At 43.4% G+C, this 13,235-nt stretch carries 5 protein-coding genes; 4 read left to right on the top strand and 1 reads right to left on the bottom strand.

The window, feature by feature from the left end; translation table 11 throughout:
- The first annotated feature begins 54 nt into the window (after window positions 1–54).
- Genes BLS59_RS00025 through BLS59_RS00015 form a run of 3 tightly spaced genes read left to right on the top strand, consistent with a single transcriptional unit; the run spans window position 55 to window position 9,453 of the window.
- The gene (locus tag BLS59_RS00025) at window positions 55–1,731 is read left to right on the top strand and encodes a hypothetical protein (RefSeq protein WP_143014026.1); all 1,677 of its coding nucleotides are present in this window, start codon (window positions 55–57) and stop codon (window positions 1,729–1,731) included.
- A gap of 18 nt (window positions 1,732–1,749) precedes the next feature.
- A complete protein-coding gene (locus BLS59_RS00020; RefSeq protein WP_091142114.1) occupies window positions 1,750–7,920 on the top strand; it encodes a carboxypeptidase-like regulatory domain-containing protein in 6,171 nt (2,056 codons plus the stop codon).
- 12 nt (window positions 7,921–7,932) lie between these two features.
- Window positions 7,933–9,453: a fibronectin type III domain-containing protein gene (locus tag BLS59_RS00015; RefSeq protein ID WP_091142110.1), complete on the top strand. Its 1,521-nt coding sequence runs from the start codon at window positions 7,933–7,935 to the stop codon at window positions 9,451–9,453.
- Between the two features lie 61 nt (window positions 9,454–9,514).
- On the opposite strand, the gene BLS59_RS00010 is transcribed toward BLS59_RS00015, so the two are convergent.
- Window positions 9,515–12,193 (bottom strand): DUF7133 domain-containing protein, encoded by a 2,679-nt coding sequence (locus tag BLS59_RS00010; protein ID WP_091142106.1) that lies wholly within the window; start codon window positions 12,191–12,193, stop codon window positions 9,515–9,517.
- Between the two features lie 372 nt (window positions 12,194–12,565).
- On the opposite strand from BLS59_RS00010, the gene BLS59_RS00005 reads away from it, so the two are divergent.
- The gene (locus BLS59_RS00005; protein ID WP_091142102.1) at window positions 12,566–12,832 is read left to right on the top strand and encodes a CHC2 zinc finger domain-containing protein; all 267 of its coding nucleotides are present in this window, start codon (window positions 12,566–12,568) and stop codon (window positions 12,830–12,832) included.
- Window positions 12,833–13,235: the final 403 nt, after the last annotated feature.

The raw sequence follows: 13,235 nt of genomic DNA, 5'->3' as shown, positions 1-13,235 counted from the left end.
GGCCTTATGGCCTGCTGTATTTTTTCGCCCTTCACCACTATTAAGCAAAACCTTATGAAACGCATCACACTTTTAATTGCTGTTATATTTTTTAGCCTGCTTTGCTTTACCGCCAGCGCCCAGGATGTTGGTAATATGGTACAGCAAAAGCCCTTTGCCATCAGCGGCTCGCTGGGGCTTGGTTTGGGTACCTATGAGGTTAGCGGCATCCCCGCACGGCAGCACGATTTCTCCTATATTTTTAACGGCGCTCCTGTTATGTCTGTTTATGGGGTTTCGTTTCCGTTTAGTGTGGTGGTGAGTGATCAGCAGCGCAGCTATACGCAGCCGTTTAATCAATATGGTATTAGTCCTACTTATAAATGGCTAACCGTACATGCCGGCTGGCGCAGCCTGGAATGGTCGCCGTATACACTGGCCGGCCATAACTTTTTAGGCGGCGGCGTTGAATTAAATCCAGGTAAATTAAGATTAGGCTTTATATATGGCCGTTTTAACAAAGCGATAGAGCAAGACCCTTTGCAACCGCTGGCTCTGGCACAGCAACCTGCCTATAAAAGAACAGGCTACAGCTTAAAACTGGGCTACGGTACCGAACAAAACCATGTAGACCTTACTTACCTGCATGGTAAGGATGACATCCACTCCCTGTCGTCCCGGCCAGATTCTGGTTTGCTTAATCCTGCAGAAAACATGGTGCTTGGTCTATCTACCAGGTTTGGTTTTTTTAAACATTTTGTATTTGATGCCGATGTATCGGGCAGTATCTACACCAATAACCTCCTGTCGGATACACTGAAGAACCTGGAACTGGGCGAGGTGGCTTTCATTAAAAGCCTCATCAAATTAAACTCATCAACCCAACTTTCAACTGCAGCACAAACAAGCATAGGTTATAACGCGGCCGCTTATAACATCAAATTAAGATACAGCCGTATTGATCCCGACTACAAAAGCATGGGCGCCTACTATTTTGAAACCGACGCTCAGAATTTCACCATTGAAAGTATGGTAAGGCTGATACAAGGACAGATGCAGGTAAGCGGTAGTTTCGGTATGCAAAACGATAACCTGCTGCATGATAAAGCCTACCAGTCAAACCGCAAAATAGGGTCGCTTAATGTATCGTTCAACAAACCAAAATATGGGATTAATGTAAGGTACAGCAACTTCGGCATTACACAGGACAGGGGACTTAACCCCATTATCGATCAGTTCAGGGTATCGCGAACTAACCATAACCTGAGCACTATCTTTCGGTATGATATTACCGGCGAAAGCATCTCGCACGGTTTTGTATTTGTGGGCAACCTGCAATCACTGGTCGATTTAAATTCTTATACCGCGCCAAACAGCAAGGCCAACAGTAAAACGGCCAATCTATCATACCAGCTTGGTTTTCCTAAAAAGGCGTTTGGCATAAATACCAGCCTGAGCTATACCACGGCTGATATAGCCTTTGGCCGCAGTATTTTTTACGGGCCATCCATCGGTATAAATAAAACGCAGGGCAATTTGGGTATCAACGGTGCATTCAGTTACCAGTTGCAACGGAACAATAATATCGATGCCGGCAGCATCATCAACGCCTACATGAACACCTCATACCGTATTGGCAAGCGCGACGCGGCAAATTTCACACTCAATTATCTTAAAAGCAATTCAAAGGATATAACTCTGCCCTCTTTTAACGAAGTGCGCACCAACCTGGGTTTAATACATTCCTTTTAAAATTTAATAACTACCGTTATGAACAAACACTACCTGCTTATTCAAAATTTTAAAAGAACTGTAACCTTCTTTTTATTGCTGGTATTATCTCTTGGCGTTAAAACAGTATCCGGACAAAATGCTATCCCTGTAATAGATATTAATGTAAATATAAAGCCGCCGTACTCGCCTTTTTATTCCGACTATTCGGGGTCAAATGCCGATAAGGTTTTCTTTATGATAAATAACCTCACCGCAACACCTTTAAAAATTAAACTGGTTGGCCGGCTTAGCGGCGATAACGGTATCCGGATAACCACCAAATCAAATTATGTACCTGCAAACCCTATCATTTTAGGCCCCAACGAGCACAAGCAAATGAATGGCACCGCGTTGAGAGATATCTTCGACATTAACTCGCTCAACGTTTATGGGGTTGATAAAAGCAGGCTCATTTACACATCGCGCCTGCCCGAAGGCAATTATACTCTTTGCGTAACAGCTGTTGATATGGGCACGGGCAGAGTATTGTCTTCATCGGCGCCGTTGGGCTGCAGTCTTATTACCATTGCCTATCCCGAGCCCCCCATTTTACTTGGGCCACTGCAAAACGGAAAAATAACCGCACTAAACCCTCAAAATGTACAATTTGTATGGGCCAACGCGGGTTTTGTAGCGCTTAGCACCCAGTATATTTTACAGGTTGCCGAAATGCCCGATGTGGCAGCAAATCCCAACCAGGTTTTAAATTCAACATCGTTCCCGATGATAAATAAAATCACTAACGGACTAACTTATGTAAGCACCCTCGGCGATCCTCCTTTTAAACTTAACAAGCGGTATGCCTGGCGGGTAAAATCATATGATGCCGCCGGTAAGGTGGTTTTTAAAAACGATGGTGTTAGCGGCGCCAATGTTTTTACCTATTCGCTGCCCGAAGTTGTGCTGCCTGCCCCGCAAATAACATCTCCTTTGGCAAACGCGTCATTAACTGCTGTTAAAAACTTGTATGGTTCTTATGCACAGCCTAATACCAATATTACCTGGGTAAGCGCCGATGCAATTTCCGGCCCGGTTCAATATGGGATAAAAATAAGCAAGTTAACAAAGGGTATTACACCGGCCATTGCGCTCGATAACAATACGCAGTTAATTGTAAATGATTCTACCACGGCCACTAATTATGAAATATTGTCGCCAAGCGCATTAAATATGGTTTATAATCCAAATGGAAATAGTAATAACCACAAAATTAAGCTTGATTCGGGCGCTACTTATGCTGTACAGATCACCACCAAGGTGCTCGGTGGTTCAAACTACCGCTTTAGCAACCTGGGTAAAAGCCAGGTAGTGATATTCACCTACAAAAGCATTCCTAATACTATTTCGCAGGCAAACCTGCCGCCGCCTATTACCAGCACCATTAACGGAAAGCTGTTTTACAGGTTTAAAAACGTGGGCGAAGTACCTAACAGCGCCAGCTTTACCCTGCCTCCAAAAACTGTAATGAAACAAATTCCCGAGCCATTAAATGTATCTATACCGATGCCTAATGACGCGCCCTATCCCGATTTTGTGGCCAACGGCCGGTTCAACAATAAAAATTCAAAAGCGCTTAAAAACGTAAAGCTATACTTCAGGTATGCCATTTTGCAAACCACCAGCGATAACCCTCAAAACCTGGATGATTTTAAAGAACCCAAAGCCATGTTTAATGGCGGTTTTTCCACCCATGTTATGAATATTGGCGGCTTTAACTTTAACTACAACGTTATCATCAACAGCCTGGGTTCAAAAACAGCAACCGATGGCAGCTTTAGCTTTAAATTCCTCAACAATTACAAATTGGGTTATATGGGCAAGGAAAGTTCATCGGGCTTAAATTGCTACGGGGTTATACAATTAGTTTTAAAGGATGAACACAACTATTATTGCAGCCCGGATATTTTAATGTTCCCAAAAGCGGGACAAGCTATGACCCTGCCCGATGAGGTAGTGTTTGTAAATTCCTACAACGCGGATGTACAGTTAAAAACTGATCCTAAAATAAAGGATCAGGCTTTACAACCGGGATCGGTATTGCCAAATTACCCGGTACAGATGCTTGATACCCATAAATTTATAAAACTACTGGGCGATGGTGCCCATAATGTTGGTTACGATATTGATATGGAAGACGACCCTGAAACTATGCCTGCAGAAGGAAACAGTGAAAACTATGCCAACATCCAGGACAATGTTGGAGGGGAATCATTACCTGTTGTTGATATCGTGAAAACCGATGCCAACGGCTGGGCGCATTTTACCAACCTGCTGCCTATACATAAGCATACGGCCAGTTCCATGAACAATCCCTTTGAAGGGAGCTTATCCTATAAAGTTCAATCTGAATATATAAAACCTTCTGGCAAGGACATAAACGGTGCGGATTACCAGGTGGGCGGAGATTTTGGCGGCCCAGTACCAACATGGGTATTTAACTCAAATTTCAAGGTAACTACAGCTGTCGCAAATATGGTATTGCAGCCTAAAAATCCCGAGATCTATATGCGGGCAATTTCTACCCAGCAGGGTATTACCAAGGGTGTGCAAGGTGCTACTGTAAAAATTTGGGAATATAAGAATGCAAACACCATCCCGCAATATTACGAAGTACCTACCGATGATAATGGCTACATACACCTTACCGATTTAGCGGTAAAAACCGAATACCAGGCTGGTGTAAATAAAGTTGTTGGCCCGCTGCGTACCATCATTATATCAAAGAGCGGCTATTACGATCACCTTGTTGGCACCTACAAGCAATTGCTAATGCCCGGCGAGCGGTTTCCGGCGCAAACAGAGCAAACATTAACAGGTATGGGCAAGGTTATCGGTCGTGTTATGAACAAAAATGGCGACGGCATAGTGAGTAACGTACGGGTTGATGGCGGGCCGTTTGTAAAAACATCGGCGTCGGGCTGGTTTGCTATTGATAATTGTCACGGCGGTTATTCAAAAATAGAAGTTGTACCCTCCGTTGATAATTACTTTGCCGAAACCTTTTACCAGAATATCGGCACCAGCGGCGCATACACCTGGATCTCCAATATAGGAGCCACCAATGGCGAGATACGGGTTACAGAAAAACTGCACCGTGTACAATTTAAAGTTGTTGATCAGAACGGCAACCCTGTTGCACAAAGCTGTACCAGTATTGGGAAAAGCCTAAACATCTGCTATCCCAGCAACTCAAATACCGGGCTAACCAATGAAATTGCAATAGCAAGTCCGTCTGATGAATTTAGGGTACGTACCGTTGCCGATGGTTATGTAACCAAAGATGATTACCTTAACATAGCCAATCGCAAGCTGGCAAAGGTAATCACCATTACACTGATAAAAGGGCAAACCATTTCGGGCTACGTAAGGGACGCGAAAACTAAAGCTGCTATACCCGGCGCACGGGTTTATACCGTTACCGGATCAAACGAGGATGGCGAGGTACAAAACCAAACACTTACCGATGATAATGGACATTACACTTTAACTGGTGCTGTAGATAGGCAAATATGGCTTTCATATTTTAACATGAACCAGCCGTTACCTATAACAGTGTATGCAGTAAAAAGCGGTACAAAAGCTTACATCCGCCAAAGTAAAGAGGTAATGGGGGTTAATGGGCAGGGCTCGGTTGATTTTGAGCTAACAGCGCTGAATGCTAAAGGCGAGATCTGGGGCATACCGGTGGAAGTAAGTGAATCGGCACGCATCGATCCTAAAAATATAACCATCAGCGGCTCGTTTGTTAAGCTGCCGGGCAACAGCACATTTAAACCAGCCCTGGCCAACGCAAGACTGCCATTTAAAAATATCCCTGTAAAACTTGATGAAGGGGAATTTGGTAATCTGAAAGGCTTTCTAAACCAGGCATCGGAGAACACCATAAAACCGGTTAACAGCAGCATCCCGCTGGAAACATCCAACTTTAAGGTATTGGCATTTGATCAGTTTAGCTGCGAGGTGCTCGGCTCTATCACGCGGTATGATTATCCAAAGCTAAGCATTCAAAACAATAATGGCTGCGGTAGCCTCAATGGCTTTGTAACCTCGCAATTAGATGGCTTTAATTTTAGCTATAATTACACTGGTAAGTTTTTGTTTACCAGCGGTGTGCGCATTCCGGGCAAGCCCCTTAGTCCTTCGGCGGTACTGGCACCGGCTAATTGCACTGACGTTGCCGGCGAGTATACGTTAAGGGCTTTATATGATCAAAGCAGCTTTAAGGTACATGATTTTAGCGCCACACTTGGCGGCGGCTCATTTGTAAATAAGGATGGCTTTAATATAAAAGCAAACGTAAATCTCACAATTCCGCTGGTAACAACCGCCGTTATGCCGGCAGGTACCATTAAAGTAACCAACAACGACATTACCTGGAACGAGTATACTGGCCCAATTAACATTGCGCTCGAAAAATGGTCAATAACAGGTACCGGGTTACAATATGAAGTAAACCAGGGCGGCTTTAGGGTAACCGATGGCAAGCTGCAAACCAATTTACCGCAGGTACCGCTCAGCAACCTTATTATTATGCCAACCCGCGTTGACCTGGGCGAAAATAAACTAACGGGTAATGAACCTATTACTTTGGCCGGTGTTGCCCCGCTGCATTTAACCTATGGCTCAAAATTAACCCTCATGTATGACGATGCGGCCACATTTGATCAGAAACCGCATTACAGGATAAACGTAAACAGCGCTAATAAAGTGGTTGCCTACATCAGCAATATACCTGGAATATCGGGTTGGGATATGATAAACCTGAATATGCTAAGCGCCTACAGCGATGGTATACATCAAACCATCAACGTAGATCCGGCTAAGCATAAGTTTTTCAATGTGGTTTCTCAAACCATTAGCGGTATTGAATTAGGGAACGATAACTTTATACTGATCGGTAATACCGATCTTGATATACCGGGTTGCGCCGCCAATGTTACCGGCAGGTTCAGGTACAACAAAAGCTTTACCGATCCTAAACGGGATGCCAATAACGTGGTTTGTACAGTAGAGAAATTACAAACCGACCTGGAACTGCCGGGTAAGGTTAAGTTTAACGGCAATAGCTTCAGGCTGGAGAATAACCTGTTCACCACCACCGGCGATATGATCATGTATAAGAATACCCCGGGCGATGGTGTTAAGGTAACGGCCACTATTACCAAGGTACCTGATAATACGGTACTGGTAATTAAACCCGAGGAAAGGCTCATTGGATCGACCAAGAGGATGACCATAAAATATGGAGGTTCACGCGTGCAGAACAACGCCTGGGATCTTGTAAAATTCACCGCCAAACCAGAAGGATTTACTGCGGCAGGCGGCACAAGAAACGTTTTGAAAGACGGTGGCGACCTGATAGATTTTGTTGTGAACGGCGCTATATCAAACGATGCGGATTCGAAAAAAGCCATTAAGCTTGATGGTATTGAAACGCCTTTCGGCGGTTTGGCCCTCACCCTTGATTTTGATAAAAAAATACTACAGGGCGCCCTAACTATCACCGGGGCTCATGTAGTACTTGGTCCGGTTACTATTGTTGATGGCACAATTGATATGCAGATAGACGGCAACGGCTTTATACTTGCCGGCGCTATTACCAATGCCGAATTAACCCCTATCCCTATATTCGCCGGCTTTAAGAGCGGCATAGCTTTAGGTTATTATGACGGTCCGCTGCCCGCTTACATCAAGAACAACCTGCTTGGCGTAACCCTGTACAACGAGCTGCCGGGCATTGATGACGGACTTAAAGGTTTTTATGTAAACGTAATGAAGTCGCTAAGTGAAAAGGATCTGCCAACTATACCGGGGCCATCGTTACATGATATACCGTTATTGGGTTCTTTTGTACCAACGTTCAAATTTTCTGGCGGTGCCGATGTAAGGGTATGCCTTAATTTCGACAAAACTACCGAGATCATTATAGGCGGTAAGGCCTTTGCATCTATAGCCTTCCTTATGAGTATTGGGGTATGCGACATAGGCGTATCAAGCAGTACTGCGGGCGAGTTTCAACTAAAATACCTTGACGGCCTAACAGGTTACATTAAGTTTGATATAGGAGCCAAAGTTGTTTACTGCGTTGGTGAATTAGGCTTTGGCCTTGATCTCAGGCTTGAAAAAAATACCGGTGGATTTGGCTTTAGTGTTAAACCTAAATTTTAATAATAAACTAACATGAAAAATATTATCATCATAGCGTTTGCGTTGTTTACAGCATCCGCGTTTGCCCAGCAAAAAGTTGTTAAAGTTGATAGTGCCGCACTCTCTGCCAAATATAGCGGCGGCAATATACTGCTGGCCTACCGCCCTCAGGTGATTGCAAAATTAGATAGCGTATCCATAACCATTTACCGCAAGGGTGCCGATGGCGATGTACTGCTAAAGTCGAAAAAGAAAATAGCCACCAGCAAAATTTGGCATTACCTGGACACTACCACCCAAAAAGCACCCGGTGTTTACCAATACCGCCTGCTGACGCGTGCTGACACCACACTGTTGCGTACTGACGATGTATGGACGTACGCCTATGCCCCCGACACGAGAGCCGTAGCCACATTATTTAAGGCTGTTAACACCAAAGGCACCAATAACATCAACCTTACCTGGACTATTAAATATGGATACAGTGCCCGTAATATCGTCCTTGAGCGCAGCCGCAAAAAAGCTGATGGCTATACTGCCATCGCCGTACTATCAAACTCAGAAAACAGTTATACAGATAAGGTACACGATGCCAATGAACCCTTCTTTTATCGACTGGCAATGAGCAGCATAAGCGATGGCAGGGTATTTTATTCGGCAAGTATATTTGTTATTCCGCAGTTCCCGATAATCCCCTTGCCGGTTTATAATGTGTCTGCGCAGCAAAAAGATAAAAGCATCATGCTTAGCTGGAGTAACATAGATACCAAAGCCAGAGGCTTTTACATTAAAAAACGCACTAATAATACAGGCGATTTTGTTAACGCAACTACCCTTATAACAAAAAATGAAACCAATAAATACGAATGGAAAGATTCGACCAGTACGCTTTTATCCAATCAAACTTATCAGTACACCATAGTTGCCGAAAGTAACTCCTTTGATTTAAGTAAAGCCTCTGATACTGTATCAGTTACCTATATAAACAATCCGGTTAAAATACCCGCACCGCAGGATCTGCGCATTATTACCGCTAATGATACAGTTTATAACCTGGCATGGTCTGTAGACAGCGCACGACTAAAAGAAGTTGCCGGTTATGCGGTTTACCTGAAGAAAGCTAATGAAAACATTTTCAAACAGTTACCGGGCTTTATTATCTCCAACACAAACTACATGGTAATCGCAAAACCCCACGATGGCGACACCTACAAAGTAAAGGCCCTAAATGGCGATAAGCGAAGCGACCTTAGTTTGCCATATACCTACAACAACGCGTTTGAAAAAGCCTTCGGTCCGCAAAATTTAAAGGCTGGAATAATAAATAACAAACTAACTATCAAATGGTTAATAAGTGAAACCTCAACCATTAAAGAATATCATTTATATAAATATAACGGCAAAAATTTTGTACTAACAGATACCATATCAACCGGAAAAGACATGATAGCTACCCAAAATTATACACCTGGCCAACTGAACATCTACCAGCTAAAAGCAATAAACACCGATAATATAGAAAGCGGCGGAAGTAATATATTGCAGGTTAATTAATAAAAAGGGCGGGTAAACTATTCTGTTTCCCACCCTTAATATTGTGTTACCCCAGCTATTGTTAATTCTTTTGTTGGGAAAGAAAAGTAACTAACGATGCAAATTCGTCATAGGATAACGCGTTGGCAAGCCCTGTAGGCATCATTGATGTTTTCATTTCCTTACGGGTAAGAATATCGGCTGTTTTAATAGTAAAAACAGAACCTGTAATATCCCGCATAACAATTTTCTGAGAAGATTCATCGGTAATAAAGCCCATGTAGTTCTTATTCCCCTTGGCTGTTATCAAAATGGTGGCAAAACCTTGTGAAATAGAGGCACTTGGCTTGAGAATAGATTCGGCAATTTGCTGACGGTTCATGATAGATCCAATTTGCCCCATAAAAGGGCCTTTGAGCTTTTCGCCCCTGGTTATACTATGGCATGCAATACAACCCTGCCTTGCAAAAAGAGCTTTACCCGTTGCAGGATCACCTTTTATCTTGGCTATCATCAGCATCACATCTTCAATAGAAGTTTTACCTATCTGGCCTTTTTTATTGCGGATCTTTTCCAGATCAACCTTTACTTCTTTAGCGGCAACAACTTTTTCTTCGCCGCCAAAACCGGCAATATCCATTTGATTACGAGCATTTAAATCGGCAAAAAATTGTTTGCCTGTTGTACTTGCTTTTAAACGCTCTGCTTTAAGGAATTTTTCTATCCGCTCAGAACCGCCCCAAAGGATTCCCTTATAATAAGGGCCATGTGAATCGGGCCGGGTACCCCACCACCATGAAGCATCATAAGCAGCTTCTTTTTTGTACAATCGAGATAATGTTACCAGGATCTGTTTTTTCAACTTCTCATCTTTTGATTGTTTATAAGCCGATACTAAGCCATCAACAGCCTTATTATCATACATATAGCGCAGGGCCCAAAGTGCCAGTGTTGAATTTTCAGTACCTACAGCATTAACACAGGCACTCACCGCGTTAAGACTTACCAACGCCCTAACCGCCAAATGTGGAAGTATGATAGCTGAATTTGGCGTAGCGTGCGGTCCTTCTGTTTGTTTGCCTGGCGCAACAAAACTGGCCGGGACTTTGGTTGCTAATAATGATTTGGCAGCCTCAACTTTTCCAAGTCGCCCCAATCCAATAATGGCTACCGCCTGTACACGTTCAGATGGATCTTTAAGCGCATTTAAGAACGGCTCTATTGGAATTGCAGCAGCTGAAGTCCATTTTCTATCGGCAAGGGCCCTCAATGCAAATTCCTTTATCTCCTTTTCCTGCGAAAGCTGTACTAAAGAAGGTATTCCGCTTTCGCGCGATATTTGAGCATAAGTATATAAACCAGCTACACGTGCATATAACGGTGAGCTAATATCCGATGCGATAGCCAGCGCCGCCTTACCGGCTTGTTCTGCAGGCCGGGTAATTAATTCCTGCGAGGCATTTAACCTTGCAACGGCGCTCCCCGATTTAAGCATACCTGCCAAATCATCTAGAGACGCTGTTTTCAGGTTTGGGAAAGCTTTATAGGTCCAATCTGTAGGCACTGCACGTACCACATATCCCCTGTCGGGATTACCAGAATAACCCGCACCATCCCATGCCGATAGGTAAAGTCGCCCCGAACCATCAATATCCAGATCGGTAATTTGAGGCAACGCGATAAAATCTTCTTCCTTTTGCTTAAAGCTGGCCCCATCGGGTTGAATACGGTGGATAAAAAGCTCACTTCTTCCCCAATCAGCCATCATCGGAACGTGATTATATTTTTCGGGCCAGTTGGGCTCGTCCATAAATAACGCGCCGGTACCAGATCCTCCACCTAAATCGGCAAGAGCTGGCAAAATCTCATCGGTAAAATGCTGAAATAATTCAGGATAACCATATTCGCCAGATTGGATCTGATGCGAGAAACGGATGTTCCAGCCACCGCCGTCGTTGGTATTATCACGGGTAAAAATGTTCATGTATGGGTCAATTGCGACGTCATAAATATTGCGCGTACCATGACTGTAGATCTCCATTTCCGTTCCATCCGGGCGTACGCGTACAATACCGCCGCCAAGCATGGTCATTTTTTTTCCGGATCTGTCTATAGCATCGTGGAAACCAAAATCGCCAACAGCTATATAAATCCAGCCATCAATTCCCATGCGGATACCGTTGGTGGCATGGTCGGTTCCGCGTTCGGCCAGCATATGTGCATTACTTATGTGTTCAATAAGTGGTTTAGGGGGGCCGTCTGCAACACCATCGTGGTCCTTATCTTCAAAAACCACCAGATCCATACCCGTTGCCTTACCCGTTTCTTTCGAAAAAACGGTGTGCAGCACAAAAACCTGGTCACCCATGGTAAGAATACCTCGCGGGTTATCAACCTGGGCAAATTCTGTATGCTCATCAATTTTTCCATCATTGTCTTTATCAACCAACCTGAGTATGTGACCTTTTCCGGGATCCCGACCCAATGATCCCATCATATCAACCCCAACAAACACTTCCCCGGTTGGTGCAACTGCAATACAAGCGGGACTTGGTGTAAGATCCGGGCCCGAAAATCGCGTAAGTGTTAATCCATCCGGAGCAACCAAAGTTTTATGAACGTTGGCAGACGCTGCCTGACGTGTAACTGAAGAATCTATAATTATTTTTTGTTGAGGTTCATGATTACCAGTGCCATTAAAATATTGGCAAACACCTAAAAAAAGCACAACAAAAAATGAAGTAAAGGAAAGTTTTAACATAGATATTGGTTTATTTCTGTATAAATGCGAATACTGTTTTTCAAATCGCAGTTAAACATATTTATGAATAAAGGTTTTTGAGGTAAATACAAATAAAATTGGCTATTTTGAAATATTGAATCGGCTACAAGATAATAAAAGCGCCCCAAGATGGCAATAGGATTATTACTATCGATGCCTTTAAGGAACTTATTATAGCCTTCATATAAAGTCAGACCATTTTTTTGATTTGTAATATTGATATTACAGAGGCTATATTAGAATAATAGCCAGCGTAATTTATTTTTCAACATGGTAGTTTTGGGGTAGTATGGAACCGCCCGTGTATGTACTTTTGTGCCCCTGCCCAATGCAGGCTATACTTTAACTTTCATGCTAACAGACCACCTATTATCCCCTATTCAACCCAACCTGGTAACTATCATTTCCAAATATATTTTATTAGAAGAAAGCCGCAGAAACCTGAAGGGGCGCTGCCCATTTCATAAAGATTTGGCTACCTCGCTAATGGTATCACCCGAGAAAAATATTTTTCAATGTTTTGGATGCGGTAAAGGCGGAGGTCCGGTAGAGTTTGTGATGGCTATTGAACACAAAACCAGGGAAGAAGCTATACAATTAATTACAAAAGGATCATAAAAGAAGGCTAAAAGTTAAAGGTAAAAGGCAAAAGGTGCGGCAGTGTATGGATCGAAGAGCGGGGATTAGGTTAACCGGGGAATCACATCAATGACCTGATACCCAATAACCCAATGACCGATATTTACATGGTGCCATTGATTTACCAGTAGTGTTAAACAGTTAATAGCCTGATTATAACGAGATATTAAGTGTTCACGGGAGTTCAGGGTGTTATGAACGTGAACAGTTAGGGGAAATTTTATTAGGTCAGGATCAATGACCCAATGACTTAATGACCCAATGACTAATGACCCAAATGCCGGCTAATAAAAAAAGCCCTTAACTGTTTCCAGCAAGGGCTTGATTTAAGATTGGGCACCGACCTACTCTCCCACGTTTTACCGCAGTACCATCGGCTCTG

The sequence above is a fragment of the Mucilaginibacter pineti genome (assembly GCF_900101875.1).
In the GTDB taxonomy this organism is placed as follows: domain Bacteria; phylum Bacteroidota; class Bacteroidia; order Sphingobacteriales; family Sphingobacteriaceae; genus Mucilaginibacter; species Mucilaginibacter pineti.
Note: the sequence above shows the minus strand (reverse complement) of the source record. Positions and strands in the feature narration are given on the sequence as shown.

What these genes read in the sequence shown, in the direction of transcription:
- BLS59_RS00025 (WP_143014026.1), top strand. Translation starts at nt 55, where the DNA reads ATGAAACGCATCACACTTTTAATTGCTGTTATATTTTTTAGCCTGCTT.
- BLS59_RS00020 (WP_091142114.1), top strand. Translation starts at nt 1,750, where the DNA reads ATGAACAAACACTACCTGCTTATTCAAAATTTTAAAAGAACTGTAACC.
- BLS59_RS00015 (WP_091142110.1), top strand. Translation starts at nt 7,933, where the DNA reads ATGAAAAATATTATCATCATAGCGTTTGCGTTGTTTACAGCATCCGCG.
- BLS59_RS00010 (WP_091142106.1), bottom strand. Translation starts at nt 12,193, where the DNA reads ATGTTAAAACTTTCCTTTACTTCATTTTTTGTTGTGCTTTTTTTAGGT.
- BLS59_RS00005 (WP_091142102.1), top strand. Translation starts at nt 12,566, where the DNA reads ATGCTAACAGACCACCTATTATCCCCTATTCAACCCAACCTGGTAACT.